Origin of the sequence: Pseudomonas sp. C9-3 (assembly GCF_032392015.1) — a bacterium.
Lineage (GTDB): Bacteria > Pseudomonadota > Gammaproteobacteria > Pseudomonadales > Pseudomonadaceae > Pseudomonas > Pseudomonas nitroreducens.
In genome coordinates this window covers 43,687-64,332 of record NZ_CP135919.1, presented here as the reverse complement: position 1 = coordinate 64,332, position 20,646 = coordinate 43,687, and the positions used below count along the sequence as shown (strand labels likewise).

17 protein-coding genes and 1 riboswitch are annotated in these 20,646 nt (G+C 67.7%); of the genes, 10 read left to right on the top strand and 7 right to left on the bottom strand.

Annotated elements, in window-relative coordinates:
• Nucleotides 1–41 precede the first annotated feature (41 nt).
• The 3 genes from RS899_RS00295 to RS899_RS00285 all read left to right on the top strand — a co-directional run bounded on the left by RS899_RS00295 (nt 42) and on the right by RS899_RS00285 (nt 3,902).
• A complete protein-coding gene (locus RS899_RS00295; protein ID WP_054906833.1) occupies nt 42–1,073 on the top strand; it encodes a trans-3-hydroxy-L-proline dehydratase in 1,032 nt (343 codons plus the stop codon).
• Nucleotides 1,074–1,179: 106 nt separating this feature from the next.
• Nucleotides 1,180–2,097, top strand: coding sequence for a dihydrodipicolinate synthase family protein (locus RS899_RS00290; protein ID WP_015475498.1), 918 nt, complete (start codon nt 1,180–1,182; stop codon nt 2,095–2,097).
• 227 nt (nt 2,098–2,324) lie between these two features.
• Nucleotides 2,325–3,902: an aldehyde dehydrogenase (NADP(+)) gene (locus RS899_RS00285; RefSeq protein WP_315808804.1), complete on the top strand. Its 1,578-nt coding sequence runs from the start codon at nt 2,325–2,327 to the stop codon at nt 3,900–3,902.
• A 325-nt stretch (nt 3,903–4,227) separates the two neighbouring features.
• On the opposite strand, the gene RS899_RS00280 is transcribed toward RS899_RS00285, so the two are convergent.
• Nucleotides 4,228–5,232 (bottom strand): Ldh family oxidoreductase, encoded by a 1,005-nt coding sequence (locus RS899_RS00280; RefSeq protein WP_315808803.1) that lies wholly within the window; start codon nt 5,230–5,232, stop codon nt 4,228–4,230.
• Between the two features lie 244 nt (nt 5,233–5,476).
• Here RS899_RS00280 and dxs point away from each other — a divergent pair, with 244 nt between their 5' ends.
• On the top strand, nt 5,477–7,387 hold the full coding sequence (gene dxs / locus RS899_RS00275) for a 1-deoxy-D-xylulose-5-phosphate synthase (protein WP_315808802.1): 1,911 nt from the start codon (nt 5,477–5,479) through the stop codon (nt 7,385–7,387).
• A 19-nt stretch (nt 7,388–7,406) separates the two neighbouring features.
• Nucleotides 7,407–7,610: riboswitch (cobalamin riboswitch) on the top strand.
• An 89-nt stretch (nt 7,611–7,699) separates the two neighbouring features.
• Nucleotides 7,700–9,556 (top strand): TonB-dependent receptor domain-containing protein, encoded by a 1,857-nt coding sequence (locus RS899_RS00270; RefSeq protein WP_315808801.1) that lies wholly within the window; start codon nt 7,700–7,702, stop codon nt 9,554–9,556.
• Between the two features lie 258 nt (nt 9,557–9,814).
• Here RS899_RS00270 and RS899_RS00265 read toward each other — a convergent pair whose 3' ends face one another.
• Genes RS899_RS00265 through RS899_RS00250 form a run of 4 tightly spaced genes read right to left on the bottom strand, consistent with a single transcriptional unit; the run spans nt 9,815 to nt 13,449 of the window.
• Nucleotides 9,815–10,414, bottom strand: coding sequence for an HAD family hydrolase (locus tag RS899_RS00265; RefSeq protein ID WP_054906828.1), 600 nt, complete (start codon nt 10,412–10,414; stop codon nt 9,815–9,817).
• The gene (gene tesB / locus RS899_RS00260) at nt 10,411–11,280 is read right to left on the bottom strand and encodes an acyl-CoA thioesterase II (protein WP_054906827.1); all 870 of its coding nucleotides are present in this window, start codon (nt 11,278–11,280) and stop codon (nt 10,411–10,413) included. Before tesB ends, RS899_RS00265 begins: the two co-directional genes overlap by 4 nt.
• 13 nt (nt 11,281–11,293) lie before the next feature.
• Nucleotides 11,294–12,910 carry a nitroreductase family protein gene (locus tag RS899_RS00255; protein ID WP_315808800.1) on the bottom strand — a complete coding sequence of 539 codons (1,617 nt, stop codon included), beginning with the start codon at nt 12,908–12,910 and terminating at the stop codon, nt 11,294–11,296.
• The gene (locus RS899_RS00250; RefSeq protein ID WP_315810492.1) at nt 12,907–13,449 is read right to left on the bottom strand and encodes a GNAT family N-acetyltransferase; all 543 of its coding nucleotides are present in this window, start codon (nt 13,447–13,449) and stop codon (nt 12,907–12,909) included. The genes RS899_RS00255 and RS899_RS00250 overlap by 4 nt, the downstream gene beginning before the upstream one ends.
• A gap of 208 nt (nt 13,450–13,657) precedes the next feature.
• Here RS899_RS00250 and RS899_RS00245 point away from each other — a divergent pair, with 208 nt between their 5' ends.
• Together RS899_RS00245 and RS899_RS00240 are read left to right on the top strand one after the other, a co-directional pair.
• Nucleotides 13,658–14,863: an MFS transporter gene (locus RS899_RS00245; RefSeq protein WP_315808799.1), complete on the top strand. Its 1,206-nt coding sequence runs from the start codon at nt 13,658–13,660 to the stop codon at nt 14,861–14,863.
• A 65-nt stretch (nt 14,864–14,928) separates the two neighbouring features.
• On the top strand, nt 14,929–15,852 hold the full coding sequence (locus tag RS899_RS00240) for a histone deacetylase family protein (RefSeq protein ID WP_054906823.1): 924 nt from the start codon (nt 14,929–14,931) through the stop codon (nt 15,850–15,852).
• On the opposite strand, the gene RS899_RS00235 is transcribed toward RS899_RS00240, so the two are convergent.
• The gene (locus RS899_RS00235; protein ID WP_315808798.1) at nt 15,837–16,337 is read right to left on the bottom strand and encodes a hypothetical protein; all 501 of its coding nucleotides are present in this window, start codon (nt 16,335–16,337) and stop codon (nt 15,837–15,839) included. The two genes, RS899_RS00240 and RS899_RS00235, sit on opposite strands and share 16 nt — an antisense overlap.
• A 335-nt stretch (nt 16,338–16,672) precedes the next feature.
• On the opposite strand from RS899_RS00235, the gene RS899_RS00230 reads away from it, so the two are divergent.
• The 3 genes from RS899_RS00230 (at nt 16,673) to RS899_RS00220 (ending at nt 19,035) form a co-directional block, all read left to right on the top strand.
• The gene (locus RS899_RS00230; protein WP_315808797.1) at nt 16,673–17,914 is read left to right on the top strand and encodes a TIGR03862 family flavoprotein; all 1,242 of its coding nucleotides are present in this window, start codon (nt 16,673–16,675) and stop codon (nt 17,912–17,914) included.
• A gap of 60 nt (nt 17,915–17,974) precedes the next feature.
• Entirely contained in the window at nt 17,975–18,580 is a 606-nt protein-coding gene (locus RS899_RS00225; protein ID WP_315808796.1) for a GNAT family N-acetyltransferase, read from the top strand.
• Between the two features lie 86 nt (nt 18,581–18,666).
• Nucleotides 18,667–19,035: a VOC family protein gene (locus tag RS899_RS00220; protein WP_315808795.1), complete on the top strand. Its 369-nt coding sequence runs from the start codon at nt 18,667–18,669 to the stop codon at nt 19,033–19,035.
• A 115-nt stretch (nt 19,036–19,150) separates the two neighbouring features.
• On the opposite strand, the gene RS899_RS00215 is transcribed toward RS899_RS00220, so the two are convergent.
• The gene (locus RS899_RS00215; RefSeq protein WP_315808794.1) at nt 19,151–20,623 is read right to left on the bottom strand and encodes an aldehyde dehydrogenase family protein; all 1,473 of its coding nucleotides are present in this window, start codon (nt 20,621–20,623) and stop codon (nt 19,151–19,153) included.
• Nucleotides 20,624–20,646: the final 23 nt, after the last annotated feature.

Here is a 20,646-nt window from a genome sequence, read left to right as displayed (position 1 = left end):
GGAGAGGGAAAAACGGGCCGCGAAAGAACCAGGAGACAGACATGCGTTCGAGCAAGATCATCCACGTCGTCAGTTGCCACGCCGAAGGCGAAGTCGGCGACGTCATCGTCGGCGGCGTCGCCCCGCCGCCGGGCGACACCGTGTGGGCACAGTCGCGCTTCATCGCCAGCGACAACACCCTGCGCAACTTCGTCCTCAACGAACCGCGCGGCGGCGTGTTCCGTCACGTGAACCTGCTGGTCCCGCCGAAGGACCCGCGGGCGCAGATGGCCTGGATCATCATGGAGCCGGCGGACGTGCCGCCCATGTCCGGCTCCAACTCGCTGTGCGTCAGCACCGTGCTGCTCGACAGCGGCATCCTGCCGATGCAGGAACCGCAGACACGCCTGACCCTGGAAGCGCCGGGCGGCCTGATCGAGGCCGTAGCCGACTGCAAGGACGGCAAGGTGCAGCGCGTGGAAGTGCGCAACCTGCCCTCCTTCGCCGACAAGCTCGATGCCTGGATCGAAGTGGAAGGCCTCGGTTCGCTGCAGGTGGATACCGCCTACGGCGGCGACAGCTTCGTGCTGGCCGACGCGCACGCGCTGGGCTTCACCCTGCACGCCTCGGAGGCCGCCGACCTGGTTGCCACCGGCCTGAAGATCACCCAGGCGGCAAACCAGCAACTGGGCTTCAAGCACCCGGAAAACCACGACTGGGCGCACATCTCCTTCTGCCAGCTGACCGCGCCGGTAGAACGCATCGACGGCGTGCTGCACGGGCGCAACGCCGTGGTCATCCGCCCCGGCAAGATCGACCGTTCGCCCTGCGGCACCGGCTGCTCGGCACGCATGGCGGTGCTGCATGCCAAGGGCCAGCTGAAGGACGGCGAACGCTTCGTCGGCCACTCGATCATCGATTCCCAGTTCCACTGCCGCATCGACGGCCTCACCAGCGTCGGCGGCAAACCGGCGATCCACCCGTGCATTTCCGGCCGCGCCTGGATCACCGGCACCCACCAGCACCTGCTCGATCCGAGCGATCCCTGGCCCGAAGGCTATCGGCTCTCGGACACCTGGCCCAACGGTTATTGATTTCCCCTTTCAACCCTGATTCGCCGCGTAGCGGCACCCGACGACGAAATGCTGCGGGATTTCCTTCAGACGTTTCGTATACGAAATACGACAATTGGAGAAAAACATGAGCAAGAAGGTCAATTGGAGTGGCGTTTTCCCCGCAGTGACCACTCAGTTCAACGACGATTTCTCGGTCAACCTGGAAGCCACCCACAAGGTGATCTCCAACCTGGTGCGCGACGGCGTCTCGGGCCTGGTGGTGTGCGGCAGCGTGGGCGAGAACACCTCGCTGTCCATCGAGGAAAAGATGGCCGTCACCGAAGTCGCCAAGGACGCCTCCGGCGGCCGCGTGCCGGTGATCTGCGGCATCGCCGAGTTCACCAGCCACGGCGCCTCGCAGGTGGCCAAGGCGGTGCAGAAGGTCGGCGTCGACGGCATCATGGTGATGCCCGCGCTGGTCTACTCCTCCAAGCCGCATGAAACCGCCGCGCACTTCCGCAGCGTGGCCACCAGCACCGACCTGCCGGTGATGGTTTACAACAACCCGCCGATCTACAAGAACGACGTCACCCCGGACATCCTCATTTCCCTGGCCGACTGCGAGAACATCGTCTGCTTCAAGGACAGCTCCGGTGACACCCGCCGCTTCATCGACGTGCGCAACGAAGTGGGCAACCGCTTCATCCTCTTCGCCGGCCTCGACGACGTGGTGCTGGAAAGCATCGCCGTGGGCGCCGAAGGCTGGATCTCGGGGATGTCCAACGTCTTCCCGCAAGAGGGCGAGACCATCTTCCGCCTGTGCAAGGCCGGCCGTTACGAAGAAGCCATGCCGATCTACGAATGGCTGATGCCGATCCTCCACCTCGACGCCCGCCCGGACCTGGTGCAATGCATCAAGCTCTGCGAAGAGATCGCCGGCCGCGGCACCGCCCTCACCCGCCCGCCGCGCCTGGCGCTGCAAGGCGCGGACCGCGAGCACGTGGAGACGATCATGGCCAAGGCGCTGGCGAATCGGCCGAAGCTGCCGGATGTGGGGCTCTGAGTGGCGGTAGAACCCCCTCACCCTAACCCTCTCCCACAGGGAGAGGGGACCGTACGTGCCAGCGCGAACCCCAGTGCTCGCCGGTATGGTCGCGGTTTCCGAGCACTGTATGACCGGCTGACTCCAGCATCACCGGTCGCACAATCTGCCCCCCTCTCCCTCTGGGAGAGGGCTGGGGTGAGGGGCTTTCGCTCCTCGTCTGCACTTTTCCACCAGAGAGCCCGCCCATGACCGCCCAGAACTTCATCGCCGGCCAGCGCGTCGGCGCCGGCACTGTCCGCCTGCAGAGCCTCGACGCCAGCACCGGCGAAGCCCTGCCCCGCGAATTCCTCCAGGCCACCGAAGCCGAAGTCGACGCCGCCGCTCGCGCCGCCGAAACTGCCTTCCCGGCCTACAACGCGCTGTCGCCAGAACGCCGCGCGCAGTTCCTCGACGCCATCGCCAGCGAACTGGAAGCCCTCGGCGACGACTTCATCACCACTGTCTGCCGCGAAACCGCGCTGCCCACCGCTCGCATCCAGGGCGAGCGCGGTCGCACCGCGAACCAGATGCGCCTGTTCGCCAAGGTCCTGCGCCGAGGCGACTTCCTCGGTGCGCGCATCGACCGCGCACTCCCCGAGCGCCAGCCGCTGCCACGCCCGGACCTGCGCCAGTACCGCACCGGCGTCGGCCCGGTCGCTGTGTTCGGCGCCAGCAACTTCCCGCTGGCCTTCTCCACCGCCGGTGGCGATACCGCCGCCGCTCTGGCTGCTGGCTGCCCGGTCGTGGTGAAAGCCCACAGCGGCCACATGGCGACCGCCGAACTCGTCGGCGAAGCCATCGTCCGCGCAGCCGAATCCACCGGCATGCCCGCTGGCGTGTTCAACATGATCTACGGCGCTGGCGTCGGCGAGCCGCTGGTGAAGCACCCGGCGATCCAGGCGGTCGGCTTCACCGGCTCGCTCAAGGGCGGTCGCGCACTGTGCGACCTGGCTGCCGCGCGCCCGCAGCCGATCCCGGTATTCGCCGAGATGAGCAGCATCAACCCGGTGCTGGTCCTGCCCGCCGCACTGGAAACACGCGGCGAGAAAGTCGCCCGCGAGCTGGTCGATTCCGTGGTGATGGGTTGCGGCCAGTTCTGCACCAACCCCGGCCTGGTGATCGGTATCGCTTCGCCGGCCTTCAGCCTGTTCACCGCCAACCTGATCGCCGAGATCGGCCAGCGCCCGGCGCAGACCATGCTCAACGCCGGCACCCTGAAAAGCTACGAGAAGGGCATCGCCAAGCTGCTCACCCACCCCGGCCTGCGGCACCTCGCCGGGCACCCGCAGGAGGGCCGGCAGGCGTTCCCGCAACTGTTCCAGGCCAAGGCCAGCCTGCTGCTGGAAGGTGAAGAACTGCTGCAGGAAGAAGTCTTCGGCCCGACCACCATCGTCGTCGAAGTGGCTGACGAGGCCGAACTGCGCCGCGCGCTGGACGGCCTGCACGGCCAGCTCACCGCCACGCTGATCGCCGAACCGGGCGACCTCACACACTTCGCCGCCCTGGTGCCGGTGCTGGAGCGCAAGGCCGGGCGCCTGCTGATCAATGGCTACCCGACCGGTGTGGAAGTCTGCGACGCGATGGTCCACGGCGGGCCATACCCGGCGACCTCCGACGCGCGCGGCACATCCGTCGGCAGCCTGGCCATCGACCGCTTCCTGCGCCCGGTGTGCTACCAGAACTACCCGGACGCGCTGCTGCCCGACGCATTGAAGGACGCCAACCCGCTGGGCATCGCCCGGTTGGTGGATGGCGAGACGACACGCAACGCCGTGACTCGCTGAGGGTTCGTCGGCGCGGGAGTGAACTGTCGGCCAGTCCCGCACCGATGCTCAGCCCCGGCCTTGCGCCGGGGCTTTTTTATGCGAAGAGGTATGGCGCCCTGCGCGTGATCGCGGGCAGGGCTCCATACCTGGACAATCCTGTGCTGGCTCAAGCCCTCTCCCCCGCCCTCTCCCTGAAGGGAGAGGGAGTTGCCTGTGCCGGCTGACATCGTGGTTCCAACCTGCACCATAGAGTCCCCTCTCCCTTCAGGGAGAGGGTTAGGGAGAGGGAAATCCCAAGCACGGACTTTCAGACGAAGGCAGTTGCTCCTACTGGTGGACGGCCTTATTCCAGCAGCGCGCGCAAATCGGCATACAGCGAATCGCTGATCGCCACGCCCTCTTTCAGGCTGCGCTCGCGTGCCGTGAAGCGCCGCTGGGACGGCAGGCGCGCGCCCATGTCGACGATGGACTCGAACAGCGTCTCGGCCCGCGCCAGGTGCTGTGGCGCTTCGGCGCCGAGGAAGCGCGCCGGGTCGATGGCGATCAGCAATTCGCCGTGGTACGGCGAGGACTTCGTGCCTTCGTCGAACACCGTGGACTCGGCACTGGTCAGGTCGCCGATCAGCGGGCCGGCGATCAGCTCGACCATGGTCGCCAGCGCCGAGCCCTTGTGCCCGCCAAAGGTGAGCATGGCGCCGTCGAGCACGGCACTTGCGTCAGTGCTGGGGTTGCCCTGCGCATCGATCCCCCAGCCCAGCGGAATCGACTTGCCCTCGCGCTCGTGCAGCTGGATTTCACCACGCGCCACGACCGTGGTGGCGAAGTCGAAGACATAGGGGTTCTGCCCGGCGCGCGGCCAGCCGAAGGCGATGGGATTGGTGCCGAACAATGGCCGCGTCCCACCGTCCGGCGCCACATAGGCCTGGGCCGGAGTGACGGCCAGGGCCACGAGGCCGTGGGTGACGATGCGCTCGATCTCCACCCACAGTGCCGAAAAGTGCACGCAATGGTTGACCGCCATCGCCGCAATGCCCTGGCTGCGCGCCTTTTCGACCAGCTTCGGCAGGCCGAGATCGAAGGCGCACTGCGAGAAGCCGCCCTTGGCGTCCACCCGCACCAGCGCCGGCGCCGGTTCCGATAGCTCTGGCACAGCGTCCAGCGAGACCTTGCCGGCGCGCGCCGTATGGATGCAACCGAGCAGGCGCCAAACACCGTGGGACGTGCAGCCATCGCGCTCGCCGGCCATCACAGTGTCGGTCACACCCTGCACATGGGGCTCGCTGAAACCGTGGCGACGCAGGATCGCCTCGGACAATTCGCGCAGTTCTTCCAGGCTCAGTCGGGTCACGCCATCCTCCTCGATTGCTACAAAAGGCTGCGGCAAACCGCCGCCGGTCGGTCATCGTGCCTACAGTGGCGCCTGGCGCCGGGGCTGGCTTGCCTGCAATCGGCAAGGGCGACGACGATTTCAGCACAGCCGACGGCCGAATCCCGACCATCCGGTCGTCCAAAGGATTGGCCCCACGTTGCTTGGGCCAATCCGGAGCTTCGGGTAAACTTCCGCATCTTTGCCTCTCATAACGATCAGCCTGATGCCCACGACGTTCCACGAGATTCCCCGCGAGCGCCCCGCCACGCCTCTGCTCGACCGCGCCAGCACGCCGGTCGAGCTGCGCCGGCTGGGGGAAGCGGAGCTGCTGACCCTCGCTGACGAACTGCGCCAGTACCTGCTGTACAGCGTCGGCCAGACCGGCGGCCACTTCGGCGCTGGCCTGGGCGTCATCGAGCTGACGGTCGCCCTGCACTACGTCTTCGACACCCCGGACGACCGCCTGGTGTGGGACGTCGGCCACCAGGCCTACCCGCACAAGATCCTCACCGGTCGCCGCGAGCGCATGGGCAGCCTGCGCCAGAAGGACGGCCTGGCCGCCTTCCCGCGCCGCTCGGAGAGCGAGTACGACACCTTCGGCGTCGGCCACTCCAGCACCTCCATCAGCGCCGCCCTGGGCATGGCCATCGCCGCGCGCATGCAGGGCTCCAACCGCAAGTCGGTGGCAGTGATCGGTGACGGCGCGCTGACCGCCGGCATGGCCTTCGAGGCGCTCAACCACGCGTCGGAAGTGAAGGCCGACATGCTGGTGATCCTCAACGACAACGACATGTCGATCTCCAACAATGTCGGCGGCCTGTCCAACTACCTGGCCAAGATCCTCTCCAGCCGCACCTACAGCAGCATGCGCGAAGGCAGCAAGAAGGTGCTCTCGCGCCTGCCCGGCGCCTGGGAGATCGCCCGCCGCACCGAGGAATACGCCAAGGGCATGCTGGTCCCCGGCACGCTCTTCGAAGAGCTGGGCTGGAACTACATCGGCCCCATCGACGGCCACGACCTGCCGACCCTGATCGCCACCCTGCGCAACATGCGTGACCTCAAGGGCCCGCAGTTCCTGCACGTGGTGACGAAGAAGGGCAAGGGCTTCGGCCCGGCCGAGATCGACCCGATCGGCTACCACGCCATCACCAAGCTCGAACCCGAGGGCGCCCCCGCCCATGCCGTGCCGAAGAAGGCGGGCGGGCCGAAATACTCCAGCGTATTCGGCCAGTGGCTGTGCGACATGGCTGCCCAGGACCCGCGCCTGGTCGGCATCACCCCGGCGATGAAGGAAGGCTCCGACCTGGTGGCCTTCGCCGACAAGTTCCCGGATCGCTACTTCGACGTCGCCATCGCCGAACAGCACGCCGTAACCCTGGCGGCCGGCATGGCCTGCGACGGCGCCAAGCCGGTGGTGGCGATCTACTCCACCTTCCTGCAGCGCGGCTACGACCAGTTGATCCACGACGTCGCGGTGCAGAACCTCGACGTGCTGTTCGCCATCGACCGCGCCGGCCTGGTGGGCGAGGACGGCCCGACCCACGCCGGCAGCTTCGACCTCTCCTACCTGCGCTGCATCCCCGGCATGCTGGTGATGACCCCCAGTGACGAGAACGAACTGCGCAAGCTGCTCACCACCGGCCATCACTTCGAAGGCCCGGCGGCGGTACGCTACCCGCGCGGCACCGGCCCGAACGCCGCCATCGAAGCCGAGCTGGCACCGGTGGAAATCGGCAAGGGCGTGGTGCGCCGCGAAGGCAAGGCCGGCAAGGTCGCCTTCCTGGTGTTCGGCGTGCAGCTGGCCGAGGCACTGAAAGTCGCCGAACAGTTCGACGCCACGGTCGCCGACATGCGCTTCGTCAAGCCGCTGGACGAGGAACTGGTGCGCCAGCTGGCCGCCAGCCACGAGTTGCTGGTGACCATCGAGGAGAACTCGGTGATGGGTGGCGCCGGCGCCGCCGTCAGCGAATTCCTCGCCCGCGAGAATATCCAGCAGCCGATCCTGCACCTGGGCCTGCCGGACTACTACGTCGAGCATGCCAAGCCTGCGCAGATGCTGGCGGAGTGCGGTCTGGACGCTGCCGGCATCGAAGCCGCGCTACGTGCGCGCCTGCACGTCCTCGGCGACCGCTGAGCACATCCCTCGTCCTGAGTATTGCCAGCCACGGGCGCACCTACTAAGGTGCGCCCGTTTTCGTTCGAGGTAACGGGAAGCAGGTGAAAGACCTGCGCTGCCCCCGCAACGGTAACCGACGCACTCCCCCAGGGAGCGCAGCATCGCCATGGCCACTGCTCTTGTGGGAAGGCGGCGATGTGACGTCGGCAGCCCGGAGACCGCCCTCGACACGCCCCGACAGGTGTTGCGGAGGGCCGCACCGTCAAGTGCGGCCTGCCGCCCTTGCCACGCCCTCCTCGAAAGTCATCCGCCCGCTTTTGAGGACGCTCCATGAAACTGACCCGACTCGCCCTGGCCACCAGCCTGCTGCCCGGCCTGGCGTTCGCCGCCGACGACATCTACCGGCTCTCCGACCAGGTGATCACCTCCGCGCGCCAGGCCCAGCCGCGCGCCGAAGCCACCTCGGCCAACAGCGTGTTCACCCGCGCCGACATCGAGCGCCTGCAGGTGCGCAGCGTCCCTGACCTGCTCGCCCGTGTACCCGGCGTGCAGATGGGTAGCTCCGGCGGCGTGGTCTCGTACTCCGTGCGCGGCACCAGCACCGCGCAGACCCTGGTGCTGGTGGACGGCCAGCGCATCGCCTCGGCCAGCAGCGGCATTGCCCGCCTGGACTACCTGAGCATCGATAGCATCGAGCGCGTCGAAGTGACCCGTGGCCCGCGCTCGGCGCTGTACGGCGCCGACGCCATTGGCGGCGTCATCCAGATCTTCACCCGCCGCGGCGAAGCCGGCCTGCACCCGGAAGTCCGCCTGGCCGCCGGCAGCCACGACACCTTCGAGCGTAGCCTGAGCCTCTCCGGCGGCAACGAGCAGACCCGCTACAACCTCGGCGGCAGCCTGGACGAGAGCCAGGGCTGGGACCGCACCAGCGACAACGTCGGCGCCGACAACGACCACGACGCCCAGCGCAACAAGGCCGTGCACCTGAACCTGGACCATCGCTTCAGCGACGACTGGAAGGCCGGCCTGAACCTCAACGATCAGCGCGGCAAGAACGAGTACGACGACGCCTACAACTTCGAGCCGGGCTCGCCCCGCGACGAATTCCGCGTCAGCAGCTACAGCGCCTATCTCGACGGCCAGATCACCAACATGTGGAACAGCCGCCTGGAGCTGGGCCGCAGCTTCGACCGCAACAAGGCCGTGGGCGCGGCCGACAGCTGGAACAATGGCACGCTGGAAACCACCCGCCACTCGGCGAGCTGGATCAACCGACTGCAACTGGACGAGTCCAATCAACTGGCCCTGGGCGCCGACTGGTACGAAGACAAGGTCGACGGCAGCACCGACTTCGCCGAGGACCAGCGCAGCAACCGCGCCTTCTTCGCCCAGCACAGCTTCAAGGGCGACAACTTCGGCACCGAGCTGGGCATCCGCCACGACAACAACCAGGCCTACGGCAGCCAGAACAGCTGGAACGCCGCCTTCAGCCTGCCGGTCGGCGACAACCAGACCTGGATCGCCAGCTACGGCGAAGGCTTCCGCGCACCGACCTTCAGCGACCTCTACTACCCCGGCGCGAGCAATCCGGACCTGAAGGCCGAGACCTCGAAGACCTACGAGCTGCAATGGCGCGGCGACATCGAAGGCACGCACCTGGAAGCCTCGCTGTACCGCACCGAGGTCGACGACCTGATCGCCTGGGACAGCACCAGCAACCAGCCGGAGAACATCAACAAGGCGCGCATCAATGGCTTCGAGGCCAGCGTTGCCCGCGAAGTACTGGGCTGGCAGACCGCGCTCGGCCTGAGTCTGATCGACCCGCGCGACCGCGACACCGGCCACACCCTGCCCTACCGTGCCCGCCGCACCCTGAGCCTGGATCTGGATCGCCAGTTCGGCGCGTTCGGCGTCGGCGGCACCTGGCGCGCGGTCAGCCAGCGCTACGACGACGCGGCCAACACCCGCGAACTCTCCGGCTACGGCGTGCTCGACCTGCGCACCAGTTGGCTGGCCAGCGACGAAGTCCGCTTCGACCTGAAGCTGGATAACGCCCTGGACCGCGACTACACCCTCGGCGACTACCTGCGCCCGACCAGCCCGAGCGACTACATGGGCGAGGCCCGCCCCTACCGCGAACCAGGCCGTACCGCACTGCTGGCGGTAACCTGGACGCCGGAGCTGTAAGAAAAGCGGCCTGGCGGCCCCTCACCCTAACCCTCTCCCGGAGGGAGAGGGAACTGACCTGGCGTCCGGCGAACGCCGTGCCCCCCGGCAACGCCGAACGGCCCCCTCTCCCTTTGGGAGAGGGCTGGGGTGAGGGGAGGAGCCCCAGCACCGATGCCAATCAGGCCACCATAGGAGCGGATTCATCCGCGATGCCCAATCGCGCACGGGCAGACATCCACGGCGGCCCGGTGCAGGAGCCCGCTCGCAAGCAGCGGATTAAACCAGTACCCCCGCCATCCGCCCCAGCTCCGCGCAGTCCTGCGCGTGCCAGTCGGTCAGCTCGGGCCAGGGATTCTCAGCAAGATTCACCAGCGCACTGTGCGCCCCAGCCGCACGCGCGCAGTCGAGGTCGAAGCGGTAGTCGCCGACCATCAGCATCTTCTGCGGCGCCACGTCCCAGCGCGCGGCCAGGCGCAGCAGGCCATCCGGGCTTGGCTTGGGGTCGGCCTCGCCACGACCGAGAACATCCTCGGTCAGGAAGCAGTCACCAATACCGATGGCCGCCAGCGTGATCAGCGCCAGCTCGTGGGCATTGCGCGTCAGGATGCCCAGGCGGTAGCCCGCAGCATGCAGCGCACGCACCAGTTCCACCGCACCCGGCGCCGCTTTGGACGCCACCGCCAGCTCGCGCTCGTGCTCCAGCAGCCAGGCGTGCTTGGCCGCTGCCTCATCCTCCGGCAGCGCGGCCAGGTGGGTGAGGATGTCGTGCTCCTGGGGAATCCCCAGCGCGCGCTTGATCGCCGGAAAATCGTGCACCGCCAGGGTCAGGGTGCCGTCCATGTCGAACACCCAATGACGGATATCCCCAAGCCTCATGCCCAGTCCTCGCGGCGGCGGATCAGGCCCTCCTGGGTCGAGGAAGCGACCAGCTGGCCATCACGGTTGAAGATGCTGCCGCGCACGAAGCCACGGCCATTGCCGGCCCAGGGGCTGTCGATCGCATAGAGCAGCCACTCGTCCGCGCGCAGGTCGCGGTGGAACCACACGGAATGGTCGATGGTGGCGACCTGCATGTCCTTCTGCCACACCGAGCGGCCGTGGGGCAGCAGCGAGGTGGTGAGGAAGCCGAAGTCCGAGGCATAGGCGAGGATGTACTTGTGCAGCGCCGGCACGTCCGGCAGCTTGCCGTCGGCGCGCAGCCAGAGGTACTTGATCGGCTCGCCGACCTCGGGGTCGTAAGGGTCGTTCTCGGTCACCGGGCGGATTTCGATGGGCTTGGGATAGAGCAGCTTGTCGCGAATGCGCTCGGGGAACTGCGCGGCGCTGCGCTTCTTGAGCTCCTGATCGGTCGGCAGGTTCTCCGGGCCGACCACCTCGGGCATGGTGATCTGGTGCTCGAAGCCTTCCTCGTCGGTCTGGAACGAGGTGCTCAGGGCGAAGATCGGCTGGCCCTTCTGGATCGCGGTGACGCGGCGGGTGCTGAAGGTGCCGCCGTCGCGCACGCGGTCGACCTGGTAGACGACCGGCTTGCTGGCGTCGCCCGGACGCAGGAAGTAGCCGTGCATCGAGTGCACATGGCGCTCCGGGTCGACGGTCTGGCTGGCCGCCGACAGCGCCTGGCCGAGTACCTGCCCGCCGTAGAGCTGGCGGAACCCGAGGTCCTGGCTCGTGCCGCGGAACAGGTTCTCTTCGATCTGTTCCAGGCTCAGCAGAGCCACCAGGTTGTCCAGGATCTGGGTCATGCGCGTTGTTTCCTCAATTGCGGTCTTGCTGAAGTGGGAGTCGGCGTGGCGACGGATAAGCGGGAAGGCTGGTGAGCCGTTCATCCCAGACCGCGCGGCCAATGGTGAAATGATAGAGGCTGACCGGGCAGTCCGGACCCCCTTCCAGCAGTTGGTGTACTGCCGGATCGAAATAGCAGCCGATGCCGGTGCCCGACAGGCCCGCCGCTTCGGCTTCCAGGTAGAGCAGTTGGCCGACCTGCCCGGCTTCCCAGTACAGGCGCGGATAAGTCCAGGCGCCCACGGTCAGCACGGTGCCGAGGTCGGCGAGCATGGCGAAGGCGACGCAACCGTCGCTGGCGATGTCCTGCCCACAGGACAGGAACGCCGACAGCCCGCGTGCATCACCGGACAACAGGCGGTACAGCGGCACACCGCTCTCCGCCACCGGCTGCCACAGGTAGTCCTCGCGCAACCCCCCCGCCTCGCGACCACTGCGGCCCAGCCAGTACAGGCCCGGCTCCAGGCCCTGGACGCGGTGGACGAACAGCAGCAGGTCGACACGCGCCGGCTCGCCGGTGCAAGCGAACGGCACGGGCGAGCGCTCCGGCATCAAGCGCTGCAGCCAGGCATACAGCAGTTCGGCGCGAATGCCGCTGCGGCCATCCATGGACTGCGCGCTGCGCCGACGATGCAGAATCGGGCGCAACGGCAGGCCGGGGTTATCCACAGCGGGATCGGCATTCGCGGCGCTCCATTGGCCGGCGGGCAACGCGGGCGCGCGGCACAAATGGTGCACGCGCTCCAGCTCCGGCCAGTGGCGATAGTCGCGGGACAGACGATTGGGCGTGCCGTCCAGCGGCAACTCGGCAAGGCCCTTGAGCAGTGAGTCGGGCAATGGGAATTCGGCCGGCTGCGCCGGGCCGATCCATAGCAGTGCGTCGGCGAACTCATGCTCGCTGAAGCCTTCACGGTCGAGACCGATCAGCGCATCCAGCCGTGATTCGGCAATGCCGCGCAACAGGCGCACCTCCCAACCCTGGATCGCCGCGGCGATGCCCAGGCAGGCCAGCGCGTGGCCCAGGTCATGATTGCAGTAGCGGTAGGCGCGCTCGCCGTACTTCCAGGCCTCGCGCCAGGGAATGCTCGCCAGCGCCAGCAGGAAACCACCCGCCGGCAGCGCATCGTTCAAGGCTTTGGCCAGCGGCGCGGGCAGCTCGGCGCGCACCTCCAGCACGTGTTCGTCGGCGCTGTAGTGCACCAGCAGCGCAGCGTTATCCACAGCGCCGGAGGGCAGCAGCAGATAGGCCTCGGTCGGGTGCAGATTGCCGCTGGACGGGTTGACCCGCAGCGCCCAGCGGTTGCCGCCGGCCTCCTTCCACGCCGAGATCGCCAGGCTGTCGTAGAGCAGCTGCGAAACGCTGACAAGGCTCAGTGGCGCCGGTTGGCCGATGGGGCCGGCGAAGACACCGTCATACCCCGGCGACTCTTCCTGCGGCCGGTGCAGCAACTCGATGCAGCGCGCCCCCGCATAGCGGCGGAAGGCGGCCGGCTGGGTCGCCCAGTCGAGCTGGCCGGGGCCGGGGGCGAAGCGCTCCGGGCGATGGCTGCTCAGTTCGTGGTAGGCGCGCACGCCGTCTTCCGGCTTCATGGGCGGCAAATCCGGTACAACACATGGGGGCGCAAGGCGTGGCCTTCCGGCAGGCGCGGGTGCTCGAAGTCGCCGGCTTCATCGCGAATCATCCCCAGGCGCTGCATCAAGCCCTGGGACGGCAGGTTGGCCGGCACGGTGAAGGCCACCACTTCCTCCAGCTGCAACTGCTCGAAAGCGAAATCCAGCGCGGCGCGGGCCGCTTCCAAGGCATAGCCCTGGCGCCAGTAGGCGACGTTGAAGCGCCAGCCGATCTCCACTGCGGGCGTGAAGGCCGCCTCGAAGGACACCCGCGCCAGCCCGAGCACGCCGATGAACGCACCATCCTCGCGGCGCTCGACTATCCACTGGCCGAAGCCATGCTCGTCGAAATGCTGGAGGATGCGCGCGGCCAGCAGGTCGCTCTCCTCGCGGCTCATGCAGGCGGGGAAATGGCGCATCACCTGTGTGTCGGCGTTCAACGCGGCGAAGGGCGCAAGGTCCTCGGTGCGCCAGGGGCGCAGCAGCAGGCGCTCGGTAGTCAGGCTCGGGATATCCATGGTCGGCATCACGCGTCGGTAAAGGTGACCATGATACCCGCCCACGGACCTGTAGGCGGCAATCCGTCAGACCAGGCGCAATCGATTCAGCAACGAGCGCCATCATCTGGTATTTTTCTCCTACCTTCGCTGTCGGTCACTGCCTTGACCGTGCTCTCGCAGACAGCCGCGCCGCCACGGCGCACCTCAAAAAGACCAAGGAAACCCAATGACGACCTCCACCACCGGACTGCAACGCAGTACGGCCCTGGTGCTTTTCGCCCTTGCTGTCGGCGGCTTCGCCATCGGCACCACCGAATTCGCCACCATGAGCCTGCTGCCCTACTTCGCCCCGGCGCTGGGCATCGACGCCCCCACCGCCGGCCACGTGATCAGCGCCTACGCCCTGGGTGTGGTGGTCGGTGCGCCGCTGCTGGCGGTGCTCGGCGCGCGCCTGCCGCGTCGTACCCTGCTGGTACTGCTGATGGCGCTGTTCGCTGTCGGCAATGGCCTCAGCGCACTGGCGCCGACCTACCACTGGATGCTGCTGTTCCGCTTCATCAGCGGCCTGCCCCACGGCGCCTACTTCGGCATCGCCGCGCTGGCCGCCGCCTCCATCGTGCCGCCGCACCGGCGCACCGTGGCAGTCGGGCGGATGTTCCTCGGCCTCACCGTCGCCACCATCATCGGCGTGCCGCTGGCCAACTGGCTGAGCCAGGCCGTGGGCTGGCGCTGGAGCTTCGCCCTGGTCGCGGCACTGGGCGTGCTGACCATGATCTGCGTGCGCCTGCTCGCGCCCTACTCGCCCGCCGAGCCGGACTCCAGCCCGCTGCGCGAGCTGGGTGCGCTCAAGCGCGGGCAGGTCTGGCTGACCCTGGGCATCGGCGCCATCGGCTTCGGCGGCCTGTTCGCGGTGTACACCTACCTGGCCGACATCCTCGGCGCCGTCACCCACGTCTCGCCGAGCATCGTGCCGCTGGTGATGGCGGTGTTCGGCATCGGCATGACCCTGGGCAACCTGTTCATCCCGGTACTCGCCGACCGCGCCGTGATGCCCACCGCCGGTGGCCTGCTGGTGTGGAGTGCGGTGGTGCTGGCGATCTTCCCGTTCACCGCCGGGAACATCTGGACCATCTCCATCTGCGTGTTCTTCGTCGGCTTCGGCGGCGCCCTGGGCACCGTGCTGCAGACCCGCCTGATGGACGTCGCCGAAGACGCCCAGGGCCTGGCCGCGGCGCTGAACCATTCGGCGTTCAACTTCGCCAACGCCCTGGGCCCATACCTCGGCGGCCTGGCCCTGGCGGCCGGCTTCGGCTGGACCTCGCCGGGCTGGGTCGGCAGCCTGCTGGCCATCGGCGGCTTCGTGCTGTGGTCGGTCTCGGTGGTCACCAGCCGAAGCGCGCAACGCAACACCGCCCTCTCCAACGAAGGCTGATCCAGAAGGGCCGGCGCCATGCCGGCCCTTTCGTCCGTGCACGAGCTCGGCGTACCCTTGTCGCCATGCCGCTGCCCCTGGTCTACCACGACGACTACAGTCCGCCCTTCCCGGACAATCACCGCTTCCCCATGGAGAAGTTCCGCCTGCTGCGCGACCACCTGGTGGACAGCGCCCTGGTGAGCGACGCCGAGCTGCTGCGTCCGGAACTCTGCCCTGTGGATATCCTCGCCCTGGCCCACGACCGCGATTACATCGAGCGCTATTGCAGCGGCGAGATGAGCCGCGAAGAACTGCGCCGCCTCGGCCTGCCCTGGAGCGAAGCGCTGGCCCGGCGCACCGTGCGTGCGGTCGGCGGCTCGCTGCTGGCGGCCGAACTGGCGCTCGAACATGGCCTGGCCTGCCATCTGGCCGGCGGCACGCACCACGCGCATCATGACCACGCCTCGGGCTTCTGCATCTTCAACGATCTTGCCGTGATCAGCCTCTACCTGCTGGAAAGCGGCAAGGCCAATCGCGTGCTGATCTTCGACTGCGACGTGCACCAGGGCGATGGCACTGCACGCATCCTGGAGAACGTGCCGGACGCGGTGACCGTGTCACTGCACTGCGAGAAGAACTTCCCTGCGCGCAAGGCGCAGAGCGACTGGGACATTCCCCTGCCGCTGCACCTGGGCGATGCGGACTACCTGAAGGTAGTGGAGGAGGCGCTGGACTACCTGCTGCCGCTGTACCAGCCGGACATCGTGCTCTACGACGCCGGCGTGGACGTGCACAAGGACGATGCCCTGGGCTATCTGCAGCTGACCGATGCGGGATTGGCAGCGCGGGACGAGCACGTCATCCGCCGCTGCCTGGCCAGCGATATTCCGGTGGTCGGCGTGATCGGCGGGGGCTACGACAAGGACCGCCACGCGCTGGCCCGACGCCATGGCATCTTGCACCACAGCGCGGCGCGGGTAGCGCGCGAGCTTCAGTTGGCCCGGTAGCGCGAGTTGTTGGTGTCCATGCGCGAGGGCAGGCGCTGCTGTTCCCAACGCGCCAGCTCGTTGGCCGAAAAGCCCAGCAACGCACCGGCACGCAAACGGCAATCCTCACCGTAGTGCTTCTCGCAGAAGCGCATCACCTGTTCGGGTACATGGTGCTGCAGCAGCTCCTGGGCGCGCAGCGGCCCCGCGAACTGCAGGTAGCGCGGCAACAGGCGGCTCCAGTTGGTGAACACATAGAGGTTGTGCAGCGCGACCTGTATCGACAGCAACTCGAGCACACGCTGCTCGAACTTCACTTTCGAACCCTGCAGGTTCTTGTTCAGGCGCACCACCATGTGGGCCACCGCCTCATTGAGCAGAGTGCGAATTTCCTCGCTGGGCAGGCTGCGGATGACAATGTCGAGGCCATTCACGCGCACGCGGGTGTCACTGCCCTCCACCCAAAGGTGGGCCTCATGAGAGCGAAGGTAATCACGAACTTTCATCGACCATCGGACCAAGGTTGCAAGAGGTCCGCATGCTGACGGATTCACAAAAGCGCCAACATCGGCGGAATCTCGATCCGCTGTCAGAATTATCGTAACGCCTACCATCTGGGGATCAGGGCGCGCTGTACGATACTGGCTACCTCCTCGGAATATGCCGCGGCCAACGTTTTCCACCATGGCTGTGGAACGGCCTGTGGATAACCTGCGGGAAAGCGCTCGACGCCCCCGCCTGCGCAGGCTCCGGGAAAACTGGGCAAAAAATGAGCAACCGGCGCGCAGTGCTGCTGCGCTAGAATTGCGCCTTTTCCCGCACTCTTCGCCTGGCCTTCTGCATGACCGATTCCCGCCCGCTCGCCTCCCGTACCGCCATCGTCATCGGCGGCGGCCCCACTGGCCTGATGGCGGCCGAAGTCCTGTCCAGCGCCGGGGTGACGGTGGAACTGTTCGATGCCATGCCCTCGGTCGGGCGCAAGTTCCTGCTGGCCGGCGTGGGCGGTATGAACATCACCCATTCCGAGCCCCGCGAGCCGTTCCTGTTGCGCTACGGAAAGCGCGCGCAAACCCTGGCGCCGCTGATCGACGCCTTCGACAACCAGGCGCTGTGCGCGTGGATCCATGGCCTGGGCATCGAGACCTTCGTCGGCACCTCCGGCCGGGTTTTCCCCACCGACATGAAGGCCGCACCACTGCTGCGGGCCTGGCTCAAGCGCCTGCGCGAAGCCGGCGTGGTCATCCACACCCGCCACCGCTGGCTGGGCTGGGACGCCGACGGCGCGCTGCTGATCGAAGGGCCGCAAGGCCAACGCAGCGTGACGGCGGACGCCACAGTACTCGCCCTCGGCGGCGGCAGCTGGCAGCGCCTGGGCTCGGACGGTGCCTGGGTACCGCTGCTGGCCGAGCGCGCGGTGGATATCTCGCCGCTGCGCCCGGCCAACTGTGGCTTTGAGGTGGAAGGCTGGAGCGAGTTCTTCCGCGACAAGTTCGCTGGCGCACCGGTCAAGCCGGTGGCCCTCTCGCTGCCCGGCGGCACGCCGCGCCAGGGCGAGTTCGTGGTCACCGCCGGCGGCATCGAGGGCAGCCTGGTCTATGCCCTGTCTTCCGGTATCCGCGAAGGCATCGAGCAGTCCGGCAGCGCCACGGTGCACCTGGACCTGCTGCCCAGCCGCAGCCTGGAGCAGGTCGCCAAGGCCGTGGCGCAGCCGCGCGGCTCCAAGTCCATGGCCAACCATCTGCGCGGCCGCCTGGGGCTGGACGGCGTGCGTGCCGGGCTGTTGCGCGAGTTGTCCACAGCCGCCGACTATGCCGACCCGCAACGCCTCGCCGCCCTGATCAAGGCGCTGCCGCTGACCGTGGTGCGCACCCGCCCACTGGACGAAGCCATCAGCAGCGCCGGTGGCGTGACCTTCGAGGCGCTGGACGACTGCCTGATGCTCAAGGCGCTGCCGGGCGTGTTCTGTGCCGGCGAAATGCTCGACTGGGAAGCGCCCACCGGCGGCTACCTGCTTACCGCCTGCTTCGCCAGCGGCCACGCGGCCGGGCTTGGCGCACTGCAATGGCTCCAAGCACAAGGCTGAGCGCTGCAATTTATGGAACCATAGTGCTAGATTCTCGACTCCCACCCTGGAGTCGCCTGCATGCCGCTGACCTTCCGCCGCGCCCGCCCCGATGATGTCGACGTCGCCATCCCGCTGATCTACAGCTCAGGCCCCGACGCCTTCGACTATGCCTTCGCCCGCCCCGGCCGCAATAGCGCGCAGGACTTCCTGCGCTACGCCTTCGTCCAGGGCGGCGGGCAGTTCGGCTGGCGCCAGCACTGGGTCGGCGAACAGGACGGTAACGTCGTGGCCGCCGGCACGGTGTTCGGCGGCGAGGTGACGCTGGGCTACATGCTCGCAGCCACGCGGCAGATTCTCGGCTATTTCGGCCTGGCCGCGCCCGTAGTCATCCGCCGCGGCCTGCAACTGGAAAGGATCATCTGCCCGCCACCGCGCAGGACGCTGTACCTCGCGCACCTGGGCGTCACGCCGGACCTTCGTGGCGAGGGGCTGGGCAGCCAGTTGATCGAGCACTTCCTGCAGATCGGCCGCAGCAATGGCCTGCCCATGGCGGCGCTGGATGTCTCGGTAGCCAATCCCAAGGCCCAGGCGCTCTATGAACGTTTCGGCTTCGAGGTGCAGGTGGAGCGGGTCTCGACGCTGCCGGGCGTCTCCAGCCATCGCTACATGCAGCGCAAGCTCTGAGTTAGACTCGCGGCCAGCCGCCCGCCAGAGGCGGCCTCCGTCCCGACCGTCGAAAGCCTGCTCACGAACTACCAGGAAGGTTGCACATGAGCACTGCCAGCGTTGAACTGAAAGTCTTCGTCCCCGCCCGCGATTTCGCACTCTCCCAGCAGTTCTACAAGGACCTGGGTTTCAACTCGCCGTGGAGCTCCGAGGAGCTCGCCTACTTCCACCACGGCGACCATTGCGCCTTCCTGCTGCAGAACTACTACGTCAAGGAATTCGCCGAGAACCTGATGCTGCACCTGCTGGTGGAGGACGCCGACGCCTGGTTCGCCAAGGTGCGCGACACCGGCCTCGCCGAACGCTACGGCGTGCGCCTTGGCGCGCCGGAAGACCAGCCGTGGAAGATGCGCGACTTCACCCTGCACGACCCGAGCGGCGTGCTCTGGCGGATCGGGCATAACCTCGATTGAGTGCTGGATTCGCGCCAGCCCCTCTCCCTTCAGGGAGAGGGGCGAAGCCCGGCCGAAACACCCGAATGACCGGGAGTATCCATTCGCGAGCAAGCTCGCTCCTACAGTGATGCCCTTACTTCAGGTACCAGCCCCAGGGCTGGTCGGAGATGTACTCGGTCACCTGCTTCACCTCCAGGTAGTTCTCCAGCCCCCACACACCCAGTTCGCGGCCGATGCCGCTGTGCTTCATGCCGCCCCAGGGCGCCTGGGTGAAGGTGGGTTGCGAGCAGTTGACCCAGACGATCCCCGCACGTAGCCCGTCCGCCACCCGCGCGGCGCGCTGCGGGTCGCCGGACATCACCGCGCCGGCCAGGCCGAAGCGGCTGTCGTTGGCCAGGCGCAGGGCCTCGGCCTCGGTCTTGAAGCGCTTCACACAGAGCACCGGGCCGAAGATTTCTTCGCGCCAGATCAGCGCATCCTCCGCCGGTTCGTCGAAGATCGCAGGCTCGATGAACCAGCCCTGCTCCAGCCCCGCGGGACGCTTGCCACCGGTGAGCAGGCGGGCGCCGCCGGCGCGGCCCTTGTCGACGAAACCGAGCACCTTCTCGTACTGCCCCTGGCTGACCAGCGGGCCGAGCAGCACGCCCGGCTCCAGCCCGTTGCCGATGGTGATCGCACGGGTCGCTTCCACCAGCCGCTCGATCAGGCGCGGGGCGATGCCCTCCTGCACCAGCAGGCGCGAGGTGGCGCTGCACACCTGGCCCTGGTTCCAGAAGATGCCGAAGAGAATCCACTCCACCGCCGCCTCGACATCGCTGTCATCGAAGACGATGAACGCCGACTTGCCGCCCAGCTCCAGGCTGACGTTCTTGATGTCCTGGGCCGCCGCCGACATGATCCGCGAGCCGGTCGGCACGCTGCCGGTGAAGGCCAGCTTGTCCACGCCCGGGTGCTGGCTCAGCGGCCCGCCGGCCTCCGCGCCCAGCCCCGGCAGCACGTTCAGCACCCCGGCCGGCAGTCCGATGGCATCTGCGGCGGCGGCCAGTTCCAGGGCGCTCAGCGGCGTCAGCTCGGACGGCTTGAGCACGCAGGTGGCGCCCGCCGCCAAAGCCGGCGCGACCTTCCATGCCGCCATCAGCAGCGGGTAGTTCCAGGGGATGATCTGCCCGGCCACGCCCACCGGCTCCTGGCGGATGCGGCAGCGGAAGCGTTCGTCGGGCAGTGGCAGAGCCTGGTCCTGGCGCTCGTCCAGCTCCCGCGCCAGCTCAGCGTAATAGCGGAAGCAGCCGATGGCGTCGGCCACATCCCACTGCGCCTCGGGCAACGGCTTGCCGTTATCGCGCACTTCCAGTTCGGCCAACGAGTCCTGGTTGCGTTCCAGCTCGCCGGCCAGCGCTTCCAGCCATTCGGCGCGCTCGCTGCCGCGGCTCTGCCCCCAGCCACGATTGAACGCGGTACGCGCCGCGCGCACAGCGTGGTCGACGTCTTCCTCGGTGGCCGCCGGTACTTCGCGCAGCGGCTGGCCGGTGGCGGGGTCGTAGCTGGTGAAGCGGCCGCCCAGGTCCGGCCTGACCCACTGCCCGTTGATGTAGAGCTGGTCGCGCATCCTCGAGTCTCCTTGAAGTCGGC